Annotated in this window: 9 protein-coding genes, 2 tRNA genes and 4 rRNA genes (1 of these 15 cut by a window edge); 7 read left to right on the forward strand and 8 right to left on the reverse strand. The window is 61.3% G+C overall.

Annotation, left to right across the window (positions count from 1 at the left end; translation table 11 throughout):
* Positions 1 to 35 precede the first annotated feature (35 nt).
* Entirely contained in the window at positions 36 to 377 is a 342-nt protein-coding gene (locus PRtIB026_RS02160; RefSeq protein WP_203652574.1) for a tryptophan synthase subunit beta, read from the forward strand.
* A 230-nt stretch (positions 378 to 607) separates the two neighbouring features.
* Here PRtIB026_RS02160 and lapD read toward each other — a convergent pair whose 3' ends face one another.
* The gene (gene lapD, locus PRtIB026_RS02165) at positions 608 to 2554 is read right to left on the reverse strand and encodes a cyclic di-GMP receptor LapD (protein ID WP_234562882.1); all 1947 of its coding nucleotides are present in this window, start codon (positions 2552 to 2554) and stop codon (positions 608 to 610) included.
* Positions 2555 to 2564: 10 nt separating this feature from the next.
* Complete coding sequence (lapG, locus tag PRtIB026_RS02170) at positions 2565 to 3266, reverse strand: cysteine protease LapG (RefSeq protein WP_203649467.1); 702 nt, start codon at positions 3264 to 3266, stop codon at positions 2565 to 2567.
* 271 nt (positions 3267 to 3537) lie between these two features.
* Here lapG and PRtIB026_RS02175 point away from each other — a divergent pair, with 271 nt between their 5' ends.
* The 6 genes from PRtIB026_RS02175 (at position 3538) to PRtIB026_RS02200 (ending at position 11120) form a co-directional block, all read left to right on the forward strand.
* Positions 3538 to 4230, forward strand: a complete 693-nt coding sequence (locus PRtIB026_RS02175) for a GntR family transcriptional regulator (protein ID WP_203649465.1) — start codon at positions 3538 to 3540, stop codon at positions 4228 to 4230.
* 78 nt (positions 4231 to 4308) lie between these two features.
* Positions 4309 to 4875, forward strand: a complete 567-nt coding sequence (locus PRtIB026_RS02180) for a hypothetical protein (RefSeq protein ID WP_203649463.1) — start codon at positions 4309 to 4311, stop codon at positions 4873 to 4875.
* Between the two features lie 601 nt (positions 4876 to 5476).
* Positions 5477 to 6253, forward strand: a complete 777-nt coding sequence (locus tag PRtIB026_RS02185; RefSeq protein ID WP_203649461.1) for a DUF3050 domain-containing protein — start codon at positions 5477 to 5479, stop codon at positions 6251 to 6253.
* A complete protein-coding gene (locus PRtIB026_RS02190; RefSeq protein WP_203649459.1) occupies positions 6250 to 7179 on the forward strand; it encodes a diiron oxygenase in 930 nt (309 codons plus the stop codon). The genes PRtIB026_RS02185 and PRtIB026_RS02190 overlap by 4 nt, the downstream gene beginning before the upstream one ends.
* A gap of 10 nt (positions 7180 to 7189) precedes the next feature.
* On the forward strand, positions 7190 to 10621 hold the full coding sequence (locus tag PRtIB026_RS02195; protein ID WP_203649457.1) for an amino acid adenylation domain-containing protein: 3432 nt from the start codon (positions 7190 to 7192) through the stop codon (positions 10619 to 10621).
* A 31-nt stretch (positions 10622 to 10652) separates the two neighbouring features.
* Entirely contained in the window at positions 10653 to 11120 is a 468-nt protein-coding gene (locus PRtIB026_RS02200; RefSeq protein ID WP_203649455.1) for an SRPBCC family protein, read from the forward strand.
* Between the two features lie 338 nt (positions 11121 to 11458).
* Here the strand turns inward: PRtIB026_RS02200 and rrf (PRtIB026_RS02205) are convergent.
* The 6 genes from rrf (PRtIB026_RS02205) to PRtIB026_RS02230 form a co-directional block, all read right to left on the reverse strand.
* Positions 11459 to 11574: ribosomal RNA gene (gene rrf, locus PRtIB026_RS02205) — 5S ribosomal RNA — on the reverse strand.
* A 109-nt stretch (positions 11575 to 11683) separates the two neighbouring features.
* Positions 11684 to 11799: ribosomal RNA gene (gene rrf, locus PRtIB026_RS02210) — 5S ribosomal RNA — on the reverse strand.
* 136 nt (positions 11800 to 11935) lie between these two features.
* A 23S ribosomal RNA gene (locus PRtIB026_RS02215) occupies positions 11936 to 14829 on the reverse strand.
* A gap of 241 nt (positions 14830 to 15070) precedes the next feature.
* Positions 15071 to 15146 (reverse strand) — tRNA-Ala (locus PRtIB026_RS02220).
* Positions 15147 to 15179: 33 nt separating this feature from the next.
* Positions 15180 to 15256: transfer RNA gene (locus tag PRtIB026_RS02225), tRNA-Ile, on the reverse strand.
* 79 nt (positions 15257 to 15335) lie between these two features.
* A 16S ribosomal RNA gene (locus PRtIB026_RS02230) occupies positions 15336 to 15361 on the reverse strand (it continues 1511 nt past the right edge of the window).
* Together the 16S, 23S and 5S rRNA genes with 2 tRNA genes alongside form the textbook arrangement of a ribosomal RNA operon.

Here is a 15361-nt window from a genome sequence, read left to right on the forward strand (position 1 = left end):
ACCAAAAAGGATTCATCGTGACGAGGGACGCCGCCATGTTCTACGTGCAACGCGACGCTGACGGCCGTTTGCTGCGGGTGGAAGCCGCCGAATTCGGTGGTTTCAACGACATGGTCCCGGCAGACAATGCCGAGATCCAGGAATGGTTCGCCGACAACGTTGTCGAGAACAGCCTCAAGCAGCTCAAGCAGAGCGACCTGGACATGATCCGGGTACTGGAGGACCTGATCGAGGTACTGACCGCCAAGGGCGTGTTCAGCATCACCGACCTGCCGCCCGGTGCCCAGGCCAAGCTGCTCAGTCGCGCCAGCGCGCGTGAGGCGCTAGGCGGCCTGAACAACCTGATCGAGGAAGACGAGGACGGCGGATTGATCTGATCACGCGGCCCTTGCTTGCTCCTGTAGGAGATAGGCCAGCCTTTCGGGCTACGACGCTGTCGCGCAGGGAACTGTTATCACTGTGGGAGCGGCTTTAGCCGCGAAGAATCCAACGCGGTGCCTGGCACCGGCTCTGCCGGTGTTCGCGGCGGTGCGGCGGTCCGATAAACCCGCTCCCACAGGGCTCGCGTGCTACCCGAAGGGCTGGGTAATCTCCCACAGGGTGCCACTCAGCGCCAGGGTGCCGGCCCACCTACCAGTTGCCCCTGAATCCCCTGCACGCCCATCTCCCGTAGTACCTTCAGCTCCCCTTCGGTCTCTACCCGCTCGGCGATCAACGGCAGGTCGATGCTGTGCGCCGCGCGCTGGATGGCCTCGATGAACAGGCGCTTGTGCCGCTCCTGGTCGATGCTGCGGATATAGCCACCGTCGATCTTCAGGTAGGCCAGGCCCAGGTGGGCGAGGTTGCCGATCATGCTGAAGCGCCCGCCGAAGCGTTGCAGCGCCAGGCTGAAGCCCAGGGCGCGCAGGCGTCGGGTCAGTTGCTCCAGCACCGATTGCTCGGGCAACTGCTCTTCGCCGATCTCGAAGGTCAGCCGCCGCCCCAGCGCGCCATGCTGCCCCAGCAGCTCGTAGACTCGCTGCAGCGCCTTGGGATCGGCCAGGGTCGCGGCCGACAGGTTCAGCGCGAGCGCCTCGCCATGTCCCTGCAAGTGCCTGAGCACTTTCTCCAGCACCAGCAGGTCCAGCCGCGCCATCCAGCCGAAGCGCTCCAGCCACGGCAGGAAGCGGCCGGCCGCCAGGGCTTCACCCTGCTCGTCGTGCAGGCGCGAGATGACCTTGTAGTGCAGCACCCGCTCCGGCGCCCTGGCATCCACGACGGGCTGGAAGAACAGCTCGAACTGCCCTTTGTCCAGTGCCTGGTCCAGGCGCGTGTGCCAGGCGTGGTGGCTGTCGGCGGCCTGGCCTGCGGCGCCCTGTTCCAGGCACACCCAGCCCGGCGCGGGCTGGCTCTCGGCGCGGGCCAGGGCCTCGTCGGCGAGCTTGAGCAGCGCTTGCGGGGCATCCCCGGGGCTGTAAGGCGCCAGGCCAATGCAGGCCACCGGGTCGACATCGCTGGCGCCGGTCTCGTGCAGACTCTGCAAGGTGGTCTCCAGGGCTTGAGCCAACTGGATCGCCTCCTCATGCACCATGCCCGGCGCCAGCACCGCGAACTCGCCGCCACGACTGCGGGTGATCAGGTCGTTGGTCTCCGGGAAGTTCGCGCAGGTGCGGCGCAACTGCTCGCCCACCGCCTGCAGCAACTGATCGGTGCGCTGGCCCCCCAGGCGCGCGTTCAGGCCCGCCAGGTCCTGGACCCGCAGCAACAGCAGGTAGCCGGCACGGGCCTCCTCCAGATTGCTGACCCGGGCGTTGAGCTGCATTTCGAAGTATCGACGGTTGGCCAGCCCGGTGAGGCTGTCCTGGTACGACTCGGCACGCAGCTTCTCGCTGCGCTCGGCCTGTTCGGTGAACAGCGCCTTGAGCTTCTCGACCATCTGGTTCATCGCCTGCACCACCCGGCGCAGCTCGGGTGTGCGCGGCAACTCCGGCAGGCTGAGGAACTCACGGCGAGCAATGGCGTGGGACTGCGCCACCATATAGTCAAGCGGCCGCAGTTGGCGACGCAGCAGCAGCGCCCCAAGCACCGCACTCGCCGCGCCGCACAGCAGCAGCCAGCCCAGGCTGCCCAGGGCGCTCTGCCAGAGCTTGGCCAGGGCGAACATCGGATGGCTGATCACCTCGACCCGCGCCGCCTGCTGCCAGCCACGGCTGACAATGGCGTCGCCACCGGCCGGGTCCAGGCCGATCAGCTGGATGAACCAGCCCGGCACGCTTCCCGCATCGGGCTCGGCATGGCGCTCGACCAGCACGGCATTGGAGTCCAGGTCGATGACCTTGATGCTCGAATAGTAGCCACTGTCGAAAATCGAGCTGACCATCAGCTCGACCATCGCCGGGTCATCGATGTTCGGCGTCAGCGACAGCGCCAGCGCGGTCGCCGCATCCTGGGCATGGGAGCGCAGCTGGTTGACATACTGGCTGCGCGAGCTCTCCAGGCTGACCATGAAGCTGCCACTGAAGGCGACCACCAGGAACAGGCAAATGGCTAGCAGCAATTGTTTGAACAGTGACATCTGTGCTCCTTCAGTAAACCGGTTCGGCCGGGAACCCTTCGGCCTGCATTTTCTTCAGCAAGTCCTGCCACCGCGACAGGCGCTTGGTGTCACCGACCTTCTTGTTGCCGCCAGCGCCGGTCAGCCACAGGCCTTCACCGTTGAAGGCATACACCGGCAGCAGGTCGGTACGCTGGCTGGCCGGCTTGATCGCGTCCATCAGGCTGTCGAGCACCAGCGGCTGGGCCTGTGGGCTTGAATAATAGGTCAGGACCATGTGCGCACGGTTCTGGCGCAAGGCCTTGACGTAGGTGATGCGCAGCTTTTCCGCCGGGACGCCCATGCGCCGCAGGCTGAAGTACTTGGCGATGGCATAGTCCTCGCAGTCGCCCGCGCCCTTGATCAGCGACTGCACCGGCGTGGCCCAGTAATCGACCTCGTGCCACAGGTCGATGTCCTCGACGTAGCGCAACTGCTTGTTGAAGAACAGGTTGACTACCTGCAACTGCTCCAGCTCGCTGCCCTGCTTCTGTGTCGCCAGCAGGTTCTGCCAGGCATCTATACGCCCCTGCCCCGGCCCCAGCGGACCATACAGGGCCTGCGCACGGCGGCTGATCTGCGAGAAGTCCCAATCCGCCTGGGTAGCGCCCAGCCACAGGCAGCCGAGCAGCACGGCAAGGCCGAGCCGGCGTGCGGTCGCATTGAGAGGCCAAGGTATCGCCACTGCGGACACCCGTTCAGATCAGTCGAAAGCAGCGATGGTGCGGGCTGGCGCGGCAAAAGACAATGGCACCGGGTGCCTGTGCTGCCAACTGTCGGCAAACCCGCTTCGTACAAGGGCTGGCGACCTTGGCCATCTTCCCAATGCCGACAACTTGCTTCACGATAGCCGCGTTTCGTGAGTGCGCCATGGCGCACCCGCTTGATCAATCCGTTTGACAAGCGCCCCCTTCCCTCACTAGGGTTATTGGATCCAATTTTCATGTTGCCGAGGCGAACCCCGCGTGGCTGAGAAACCCAAACTCCTGAGCACCGTGCTGGGCAGCGAGCAGGTACCGCCGCACCTGGCCCGCAGTGTCATAGAAGAGCGCCTGCGCAGTGCCATCCTCGACGGCCGCCTGCCACCGGGCACCGCCGTGCGCCAGCAAGAGCTGGCGACCCTGTTCGGCGTCAGCCGCATGCCCGTGCGCGAAGCGCTGCGCCAGCTCGAGGCCCAGTCGCTGCTGCAGGTGGTGATGCACAAAGGTGCGGTTGTGGCACCACTGATCGGCGAGGATGCCGTCGACACCTACGCCCTGCGCGTGCTGCTCGAGACCGAGGCGTTGCGTCAGTCGATCCCCTTGCTCGATGCCGACGACATCACCCAGGCCAGGGCATACATCCGCCAGCTGGAAAATGAGACCCGCCACGCCGAGATCGGCCGGCTCAACCGTCTGTTCCACATGGCCCTCTACAGCAAGGCGCAGAACCAGAAACTGCTGCGCATGATCGAGATCGAGCTCAACGAGGAGGAACGCTTCCTGCGCTTCCACCTGTCCTCGATGGGGCTGGGCAAGCTCACCCAGGACGACCACATCGCCCTGGTCGACGCCGCCAGCGACAAACTGGTGGACAGAGCCATCGAGCTTCTGGAAGAGCACCTGAACCATGCCGCGCGCACCATCAGGAGCTACCTCGACAGGCAATCGGGCAACTGATCCTGCTCAACCGCGCAGCCGACCTCAGCGACCGCGTCGCTGCGCAGACACGATCCGCCACAAGGAACGGCAGTGCACGTGCAGACGCGACAGGAAACCACGCCCGACCAGCCGTCCAGGATCCGCCTGATCTGCCTGGCCAGCACCCGGCAGCAACTTGCCCAGTACCGTACCTGGGCAAGGACCCTCAGCGACCCCATCGAACTGGTCGCGGTCGATGTCCCAAGCATTGCCGACCTGGAACAGTCCACCGCGTTGCCCGTGGCCGGGCGCCTGACCCAGGCCCTGCGCGAACAGCTCCAACCCTACCTTGCACAACCCCACGCGATGTTCGCCCAGGGACTGGGCGCGCACATCGCCCTGGCCCTGATCCAACAGGTGCAGGAGACGAGTCCGGGGCAGACCCGTCACTTGTTTGTTTCAAGCTGTGACAGCCCGCAGTTCAGTACCAGCAACCTTCCATTGCAGGTGCCGATGACCGTGCTGTACCCGCCCGGCTCCCTGGCCGCGATGCTCGGCTGGCACAGTCTGGTGCGCCGAGAGCTGGAGCTGATCGAGTTGCCGCTGCCATCGGTCGATGCTTCGCTGCTCAACCAGCGCCTGGTGCGCATCTTCAACAGCCACCTCGGGCTGCTCAGTTACTGACCTTCCCCCTGCCTTCCATACGCTGACCAAGAGGGCATTTACTCTGCCCGGTCTGCTGCTGGCCATGGCAGTGCCAGCATTTTGGGCACACTCTACTCCCCGCAGCGGCCGCTGATCATCAGACGTGGACCTGGCCGCCTGCCTCCTCATTCACCAGTAGAAGGAACCTGGCACCGGGGCAAGGACCGCACGCGATCAGCCGCCCTCCAATAGTCACTCTCCCATCTCCGTTCACCAGTGCTCCGAGTGAGGCATTCACTCTGTGTCTATTTTTCTGATCGTTATTTATCGGAAGGAGCACATATTGCCAAAATAAAACTTACCCAAAGTTTTATTCGGGCACTTATATTTCAAGAAAAGTCCGAGCATAAAATAATCAAAAAAACAATTGCGGCGAACTTTGAAGTTGTTCTAACTTTTATAGCGCCAGCCAAGGGCGGCCAGGTATCACCGTGGACGCCTTGCCAGACAAGCCCTGCCGGCCTCTATCCGTTGTTCGATGTCGAAATTTCATTCGAGGTATCTCTTCGCCTGGAATTTATATAACGAACAATGCGCAGAGCAACTTGATCCCTGAATTCCATCCATAACGGACCTCATCATGAGCACATTGAAGCGCACACTTTCCGACAAGAAACATGAACTTTCCCTGCACCCGCTCTTTTCCGAGATCGACTCGCTGCAGACACTGCGTCGATTTATGGAAACCCATGTTTTTGCAGTCTGGGACTTCATGTCGCTGACCAAGCGCCTGCAGCAGGAGCTGACCTGCGTCAGCCTGCCATGGCTGCCACCTGCGGACCCGGCCGCAGCACGCCTGATCAACGAGATCGTGCTGGGCGAAGAATCGGATGACCGCCTCGACCACGGTCACTACAGCCACTTCGAACTGTACCTGGATGCCATGCGCGAGGTCGGCGCCAGCACCCAGGCCATCGATCGCTTCATCAGCCTGCAACAGCAAGGCATCACGGCCATTGACGCCCTGCAGCGCTGCGGTGCCAGTGAAGCCGCCCAGCGATTCGTCCGCGACACTCTCGAGGTGGCTATCGACGCGCCGGCCCACCGGGTTGCGGCCGCCTTCCTGCATGGCCGGGAAAGCGTGATCCCGGCGATGTTCCAGCAGATCCTCGACGAGTGGGGCATCGGCACCGAGCAGGCTCCGACCTTCCGTTACTACCTGCAGCGCCACATCGAGGTGGACTCCGAAGACCACGGGCCTGCCGCCGAACAATTGCTGGCCCGCCTGGTCGACCACGACCCGCTGCGCCAGGAAGACGTCTACGTGGCCGCCATCGCCGCCGTGGACAGCCGCATGGCGCTGTGGGACCGCCTGCGTGCCTCGCTGCAGACACCTGTCGCCGAGGTCACCCCATGAATGCCCTCGAGTACCGCTCCTTTGCCGAGGCCTGGGAGGCTCGGGCGACCATCCGCACCCGGCCCCGGCGCCTGGTGGAGGATGACCAGCGACTGATCTACCCCCTGAGCCGCCAACCCCTGGTGCTCGGCGCGACATTCCAGCGCGAATGTCCGCAGCTGCGTGATTTCGTGCTGGTGCAAAGTCTCTACAAGTTCATCAACGATGTGGTGATCTTCGAGACCGAAATCGTCGACCGCACCGCCCGGCGCATCGCCAAGGACCGCTTTGCCGTGCGCTTCCCGTTCGCCTGCCGCTACGACGCGATGACCGTGGTGGTGGACGAGGACTATCACGCCCTGGTGGCGATGGACTTCCTGCAGCAGACCATCGCCTTGACCGGCATCGATCCGATCGCCCTGCCCCAGGAGATCGAACTCAGCCGCGCCATTCCGGCCGTGCTGGACCAGGTGCCCGAGGCACTGCGCGATGCGCTGGAGCTGATCTGCGTGGGCATCGCCGAGAACACCCTGACCGACGATGTCGCGGCCTTTGCCAAGGACGACTCGGTCAAGCCCTCGGTGAAGGGACTGATGGCCGATCACCTGCTGGACGAAGGCCGTCATTCAAGCTTCTGGGCGCGGCTGACGCGCATCTACTGGCACACCGCGCCGGAGGCGGATCGCCAGGCAATCGCCAAGGTGCTGCCGTTGTTCCTGCGTCAGTACCTGACCAGCGACATCCAGCAAGCTTTCGACTGCGCCCTGATCGCCGCCTTGCCGGTGAGCGAGCCGGTGCGCCAGGCCTTGCGCGAGGAGGCGCAGGGCCTGGCCTACCCGATCAATCACCAGCATCCGCTGCTGGGCAACATCCTGCGTTTCTTCCGCAGCAGCTCGATGCTCGAGTCGCCTTGCGTACAAGACGCCCTGCGCGATTACCTGCCCTGAGGACCTGGACATGAGACGCCTCGACATACTCCTGGTGGGCACCAGCCCCACCCTGGAGGCATTCACCCGGCTACTCGACGAGCACGGCCATGGCTCGGCCACCGCCGACAGCGCGCAAGCCTTGCGCCAGCAGCTGTCGACCCGGCCGGACCTGGTGGTGGAAGATGGCAGCCTGGCCCTGGGCAGCTGCGACTGGCATGCCCTGGGCAACACGCCACTGCTCAGGCTGCGCCTGGGCGCCAGCTTCGCCGAGCCCCTGCCGCAACTGGAAGCCCTGTGCTGGTGCGGCAGTGCCAGCGCCCAGCGGCTGATCCAGCGAACTGCGATCCCCGCGCCGAGTGCCGGCAACGGCCAGCAGTTGCGCGAAGACGCCCTGCAGGCCCTGTGTGATCAACTGGCCCTGCAGGTCACCCGCTTTGCGCGCAATCCGGCGCATCTGCAGGAAGCACCCGCGGCAAGCCCCGGCGACCAGGAGCGCGAGCACGGCCTGGACTGGCTGGAGGCTCTGGCCTACCGCCACCCATTCAACCGCACACTGCGCGCTGACTTGCTGGAGAAGGCCGAAACCGGCCTGATCGATACGCTGGAGCACAGCTTGCGCCTGCATGCCGAATGCCCTGCGCTGAACCATGCCGGCCAGCGCTCCAGCTATCGCCAGCTGCATGCCCGCACCGTCGCCATCCAGCAGGCCCTGGCGCCGTTGCTGCCCGAGCCAGGTGAACAGCCACCCGTGGTCGCCGTGTGCATGGGCAAGTCGCCCGACCTCTATGCCAGCCTGCTGGCGGTGCTGGGCTGCGCCGCCATCTACCTGCCGCTGGACCCGGCAACGCCGGCCGAACGACGCCAGTCGATCCTCGAGGATGCCGGTGCCTGCGTCGTGCTGCATGACGGGCAGGCGCCTGTGGATATCTCTCATGTGGATATTCGCGGCATCGCGGCGACACCGGCCATGCCGTTGCCCGGCCTGGCGCTGCGCCAGGCCGGCGCCGAGCAGGCCTGCGTGGCGATCTACACCTCCGGCACTACCGGCCAGCCCAAGGGCGTGCTGCTCAGCCAGCGCAACCTTACGCACTTCATGGCCTGGTACCGTGAGCATGTGGCCCTGGACGAGCACAGCCGAGTGCTGCAGTTCTCCACCATCGGTTTCGATGCCTCGCTGCTGGACATCCTGCCGACCTTCGCCTGCGGTGCTGAACTGGTACTGCCCAGCGAAGACCAGCGCCGTGATCCGCAGCAACTGGTACAACTTATCCACAGCCAGGAAGTCAGCCACGCGTTCCTGCCACCGGCCCTGCTGAGCATCCTGCCCCGCGATCTCCACCTCGGTCTGCGCCACCTGATCACTGGCGGCGACGTCTGTGAGCCGGAGGTCATCGCCCGCCTGTCCGGTCAGTGCCGGATGCACAACATCTACGGGCCGACGGAAACCACCGTGCTGGCCACCACCCGGGTGTTCGCCAGCGGTGACAGCAACCGCAACCTGGGCCTGCCGATCGCCAACACCCAGGTGCTGATACTCGACCAGGCGCTGCAACCGGTAGCGGAGCAGACCCCGGGCGAGCTGTACATCGCCGGGCCCGGTGTCGGCCTGGGCTATCTGAACAAACCGGCACTGACCGCCGAACGCTTCGTCGAGTTGGACCTGCCCGCCGGCCGCACGCTGCGTGCCTATCGCACCGGAGACATCGGCAAGTGGACCGCCCAGGGCATCGAGCTGTGCGGACGGCGTGACAACCAGGTGAAGATCCGAGGTTTTCGGGTCGAGCCCGAGGAGATCGAGCACTGCTTGCGCGACAGCCACCTGTTCGCCCAGGTGGCGGTGGTGATCGACACGCAGCGCCGGATCCTGGCCTTCCTCGCCCATCCGCAGCGGACCGATGCGCAAACCTTGCTGCGCGATCATGCCGAGCGGCACCTGCCCGACTACATGCGCCCGTTGTTCTACCAGGTGCTGGAGCACATGCCCTATACCGCCAACGGCAAGGTGGACCGCCGGGCGCTGTCGGCACAGCCACTGGCCCTGTCGGCGAACGCGCACATCGCACCAGAGACCAACACCGAAAAGCGCCTGTTGCATCTGTGGAGCGAGTTGCTGGAACTGCCGCCAGCCGACATCTCACTGGACGACAGCTTCTTCAACCTGGGCGGGCACTCGATCCTCTTGTCGCGCCTGTTGCTGGAGATCCGGGAACACTTCGGCCAGGGTGTGGCCATCAACCGTTTCATCGAGCAGCCGACCCTGCGGCGCCTGGGCGCGCTGCTCGACGGCAACGATGATGCGCTGCAGACCTCCCTGGCGCGCCTGGAACAGGACGCCAACCGCGATCTCGGCCTGCAGGTACTGCCGATGGAGCGTCTGGGCGATGTGCACAAGGTCATCGTCACCGGGGCCAACAGCTTCCTTGGCGTTCACCTGGTTGAAGCCTTGCTGGAGTGGGGCGCCACCGAAGTCGCCTGCCTGGTACGCCGCGCCGGTGGGCAGTCCGCCGAGGAACGCTTCGCCCAAGCCCTGCAGGACAACCATATCAACCTGGACCTGAGCCGCGTGCGGGTACTCGAGGCAGACCTGCGCAAGCCGCTGCTGGGCTTGTCCCAGGCCGACTACGACGACCTGGACAACCACTATGGCGCCCTGCTGCACAACGCCGCGCAGGTCAACCATGTGCTCGACTACGAGGTGCTGGCCGCCGACAACATCGAGCCGTTGTTCGAGTGCCTGCGGCTGTGCGAAGGCCGACGCAAGAAGATCTTCAACTTCGTCTCGACCCTGTCCGCGTGCAGCGCGGTGGACGGCGACGGTCGCGTGCTGGAGAGCGACCCGGCCAGTACCCCGCCGATCTACATCCGCAATGGCTACAACCTGAGCAAATGGGTCGGCGAGCGCATCCTCAGCCGTGCCCGCGAGCAGGGCGTGTGGGTCAACCTGTTCCGTCCCGGCAACATCACCTTCGACAGCCGCACGGGCGCCTGCCAGCCCCAGCGCAACCGGCTGATGCTGATGCTCAAGGGTTCACTGCAACTGGGCCAGGTACCGGGGCTGGAGATCGACTTCGACCTCATGCCGGTGGACTTCCTGTCCCGTTTCATCGCCTTCCACAGCAGCCGCCACCAGGCTGGCCAATGCGTGTTCAACCTGCACAACCCCGAGCCACTGCGCTGGCGTGACTACCTGGCGTCGTTCCATGCGCAGGGCCATGCCTTCGAGTTGGTCAGCGTCGAGCAGTGGCAGCGCCAGTTGGCCCGGGTCGACCGCCAAAACGCGCTGTACGACGTCCTGGGCTTCTACCTGGACGGCTTCGAAGAAGACATCGGCGATATCTCCGGCATCGCCCACGACAACGCCCGTGCCGGCGTGCAGCGCATGGGCGCCCGTTACCCGAGCAAGGACCCGGCGCTGCTTAGCCGCGGCTGCCGCTACCTGGCCGACATCGGCTTTATCTGACCCCTTTTATCCACAACAGGAGCAACATCCCATGCAAGCACTCAAACCCGACACCCTGATCCGCAACCCGCAAGGCTGCCTGGTGGTTTCCAGCGTCGAGATCGCCGCCCCGGCCGCCAGCGTGTGGAACATCGTCGGCAACTTCGCCGGCTTCCCGGTATTCATCCCCGCGCTGGCGCATATCGAAATGACCGGCAGTGGCGTGCGCTCGGTGCGCAAGAAACTGTTCAAGGATGGCAACGTGGTGATCGAGCAGTTGAACAGCCGTGACGAGCAGGCCATGCACATGACCTGGAGCCTGATCTACACCAGCCTGAATATCGGCAACCTGTGGGCTGCCATGGAGGTGCAGACGATCGATGCCAGCCGCAGCCGAGCGACCTGGACCATCCAGGCCGAGCCCTGGGAAGGTGGCCCGGAGGCCCTGCCGGGCTTCCAGGCGTTCCTGCAGGGCTTTGCCGATGAGGCGATGGGCAATGTGCGTAATCTGCTGAGCTGATAGCACTGGCGGGGGTGTATGCCCCGGTAGCAAAAAGGCCGCTCCCAACCGGGAGCGGCCTTTTTTGTCTTGGAGATAAGGGAGCAGGGGATAGCCCTTCGGGCTGTGCTGTTGCACGGCGAAAAGAGATCTCTGTAGGAGCGGCTTTAGCCGCGATGCAAGCAACTCGGTGTCTGGCACCCGCTTCGCGGGTGATCGCGGCTGAAGCCGCTCCTACAGGGGGCCGTGCTGTGCCTGGGAATGCCGTTCCCTTCACGACGGCCCAGGGAGCTCGTGCATTGATACCCTGAAAAGACAAAGCCCCCGATCGCATCGCGATCAGGGGCTTTGGAATTGAATCTTGACGATGACCTACTCTCACATGGGGAAACCCCACACTACCATCGGCGATGCATCGTTTCACTGCTGAGTTCGGGATGGGATCAGGTGGTTCCAATGCTCTATGGTCGTCAAGAAATTCTGTGTGCCGGTCCGTCCGAGGGACGTGCCAGCGAATCTCTGTACTCTCTACTTAAAGACAAAACCCCTACCTGCTCGCGCAGATAGGGGTTTTGCGAAATGAATCTTGACGATGACCTACTCTCACATGGGGAAACCCCACACTACCATCGGCGATGCATCGTTTCACTGCTGAGTTCGGGATGGGATCAGGTGGTTCCAATGCTCTATGGTCGTCAAGAAATTCTGTTGCCAGAACATCCAGATGGATACTCCAGCCAATTCGGATATGCGATATTTGTGGTTTGTCGCGAACTTTCGGTTCTTTCGTCTTCACCACCACAATTTGGCCTCGGCGCAAATTGCTTGGGTGTTATATGGTCAAGCCTCACGGGCAATTAGTATTGGTTAGCTCAACGCCTCACAGCGCTTACACACCCAACCTATCAACGTCGTAGTCTTCGACGGCCCTTCAGGGAGCTCAAGGCTCCAGTGAGATCTCATCTTGAGGCAAGTTTCCCGCTTAGATGCTTTCAGCGGTTATCTCTTCCGAACATAGCTACCCGGCAATGCCACTGGCGTGACAACCGGAACACCAGAGGTTCGTCCACTCCGGTCCTCTCGTACTAGGAGCAGCCCCTCTCAAATCTCAAACGTCCACGGCAGATAGGGACCGAACTGTCTCACGACGTTCTAAACCCAGCTCGCGTACCACTTTAAATGGCGAACAGCCATACCCTTGGGACCGGCTTCAGCCCCAGGATGTGATGAGCCGACATCGAGGTGCCAAACACCGCCGTCGATATGAACTCTTGGGCGGTATCAGCCTGTTATCCCCGGAGTACCTTTTATCCGTTGAGCGATGGCCCTTCCATACAGAACCACCGGATCACTAAGACCTACTTTCGTACCTGCTCGACGTGTGTGTCTCGCAGTCAAGCGCGCTTTTGCCTTTATACTCTACGACCGATTTCCGACCGGTCTGAGCGCACCTTCGTACTCCTCCGTTACTCTTTGGGAGGAGACCGCCCCAGTCAAACTACCCACCATACACTGTCCTCGATCCGGATAACGGACCTGAGTTAGAACCTCAAGGTTGCCAGGGTGGTATTTCAAGGATGGCTCCATGAGAACTGGCGTCCCCACTTCAAAGCCTCCCACCTATCCTACACAAGCAAGCTCAAAGTCCAGTGCAAAGCTATAGTAAAGGTTCACGGGGTCTTTCCGTCTAGCCGCGGATACACTGCATCTTCACAGCGATTTCAATTTCACTGAGTCTCGGGTGGAGACAGCGCCGCCATCGTTACGCCATTCGTGCAGGTCGGAACTTACCCGACAAGGAATTTCGCTACCTTAGGACCGTTATAGTTACGGCCGCCGTTTACCGGGGCTTCGATCAAGAGCTTCGCTTGCGCTAACCCCATCAATTAACCTTCCGGCACCGGGCAGGCGTCACACCCTATACGTCCACTTTCGTGTTTGCAGAGTGCTGTGTTTTTAATAAACAGTCGCAGCGGCCTGGTATCTTCGACCGGCGTGGGCTTACGCAGCAAGTGCTTCACCCTCACCGGCGCACCTTCTCCCGAAGTTACGGTGCCATTTTGCCTAGTTCCTTCACCCGAGTTCTCTCAAGCGCCTTGGTATTCTCTACCTAACCACCTGTGTCGGTTTGGGGTACGGTTCCCAGTTATCTGAAGCTTAGGAGCTTTTCTTGGAAGCATGGCATCAACCACTTCGCGCTCTAAAGAGCACTCGTCATCAGCTCTCGGCCTTGAGATCCCGGATTTGCCTAAGATCTCAGCCTACCACCTTAAACTTGGACAACCAACGCCAAGCTGGCCTAGCCTTCTCCGTCCCTCCATCGCAATAACTGGAAGTACAGGAATATTAACCTGTTTTCCATCGACTACGCTTTTCAGCCTCGCCTTAGGGACCGACTAACCCTGCGTCGATTAACGTTGCGCAGGAAACCTTGGTCTTTCGGCGTGCGAGTTTTTCACTCGCATTGTCGTTACTCATGTCAGCATTCGCACTTCTGATACCTCCAGCAAGCTTCTCAACTCACCTTCACAGGCTTACAGAACGCTCCTCTACCGCATCACCAAAAGGTGATACCCGTAGCTTCGGTGCATGGTTTGAGCCCCGTTACATCTTCCGCGCAGGCCGACTCGACTAGTGAGCTATTACGCTTTCTTTAAAGGGTGGCTGCTTCTAAGCCAACCTCCTAGCTGTCTAAGCCTTCCCACATCGTTTCCCACTTAACCATGACTTTGGGACCTTAGCTGACGGTCTGGGTTGTTTCCCTTTTCACGACGGACGTTAGCACCCGCCGTGTGTCTCCCATGCTCGGCACTTGTAGGTATTCGGAGTTTGCATCGGTTTGGTAAGTCGGGATGACCCCCTAGCCGAAACAGTGCTCTACCCCCTACAGTGATACATGAGGCGCTACCTAAATAGCTTTCGAGGAGAACCAGCTATCTCCGAGCTTGATTAGCCTTTCACTCCGATCCACAGGTCATCCGCTAACTTTTCAACGGTAGTCGGTTCGGTCCTCCAGTCAGTGTTACCTAACCTTCAACCTGCCCATGGATAGATCGCCCGGTTTCGGGTCTATACCCAGCGACTAAAGCGCCCTATTAAGACTCGCTTTCGCTACGCCTCCCCTATTCGGTTAAGCTCGCCACTGAATATAAGTCGCTGACCCATTATACAAAAGGTACGCAGTCACCTAACAAAGTAGGCTCCCACTGCTTGTACGCATACGGTTTCAGGTTCTATTTCACTCCCCTCTCCGGGGTTCTTTTCGCCTTTCCCTCACGGTACTGGTTCACTATCGGTCAGTCAGTAGTATTTAGCCTTGGAGGATGGTCCCCCCATGTTCAGACAAAGTTTCTCGTGCTCCGTCCTACTCGATTTCACTGGCAAGAGATTTTCGTGTACGGGGCTATCACCCACTATGGCCGCACTTTCCAGAGCGTTCCACTAATCTCAAACCAGCTTAAGGGCTGGTCCCCGTTCGCTCGCCACTACTAAGGGAATCTCGGTTGATTTCTTTTCCTCAGGGTACTTAGATGTTTCAGTTCCCCTGGTTCGCCTCTTGCACCTATGTATTCAGTACAAGATAACCAGCTTATGCTGGCTGGGTTCCCCCATTCAGAGATCTCTGGATCACAGTCTGTTTGCCGACTCCCCAAAGCTTATCGCAGGCTACCACGTCTTTCATCGCCTCTGACTGCCAAGGCATCCACCGTATGCGCTTCTTCACTTGACCATATAACCCCAAGCAATCTGGTTATACTGTGAAGACGACATTCGCCGAAAATTCGCACGTCGCTCTTTCGAGCAGAACTCACAAATTTTACCTTAGCCTGATCCACCAGCAGTGAAACTGGTAATCAGTCTATTTCTATCACATATCCGAATTTTTAAAGAACGATCTGACAAAAGTCAGAAATCAACATTCATCAACGAATGTTCATTTCTAAGTTCTGAGCAGTGCGAAACCTGAAGAGTGGTGGAGCCAAGCGGGATCGAACCGCTGACCTCCTGCGTGCAAGGCAGGCGCTCTCCCAGCTGAGCTATGGCCCCATTTGACCAGCCGAACCAGGTAGTACCAATAAATGGTAGGTCTGGGCAGATTTGAACTGCCGACCTCACCCTTATCAGGGGTGCGCTCTAACCAACTGAGCTACAGACCTATATAACAGGTCGCATCGTCTTTACATCATGAATCAAGCAATTCGTGTGGGAGCTCATCAGCAGGCTGATGTCTTCGATTAAGGAGGTGATCCAGCCGCAGGTTC

It is taken from the genome of Pseudomonas sp. RtIB026 (genome assembly GCF_016861355.2).
In the GTDB taxonomy this organism is placed as follows: domain Bacteria; phylum Pseudomonadota; class Gammaproteobacteria; order Pseudomonadales; family Pseudomonadaceae; genus Aquipseudomonas; species Aquipseudomonas peradeniyensis.

Coding starts and splice junctions, on each gene's coding strand:
- PRtIB026_RS02190 (WP_203649459.1), top strand. CDS start 6,250: ATGAATGCCCTCGAGTACCGCTCCTTTGCCGAGGCCTGGGAGGCTCGG.
- PRtIB026_RS02195 (WP_203649457.1), top strand. CDS start 7,190: ATGAGACGCCTCGACATACTCCTGGTGGGCACCAGCCCCACCCTGGAG.
- PRtIB026_RS02185 (WP_203649461.1), top strand. CDS start 5,477: ATGAGCACATTGAAGCGCACACTTTCCGACAAGAAACATGAACTTTCC.
- PRtIB026_RS02160 (WP_203652574.1), top strand. CDS start 36: ATGTTCTACGTGCAACGCGACGCTGACGGCCGTTTGCTGCGGGTGGAA.
- lapD (WP_234562882.1), bottom strand. CDS start 2,554: ATGTCACTGTTCAAACAATTGCTGCTAGCCATTTGCCTGTTCCTGGTG.
- PRtIB026_RS02200 (WP_203649455.1), top strand. CDS start 10,653: ATGCAAGCACTCAAACCCGACACCCTGATCCGCAACCCGCAAGGCTGC.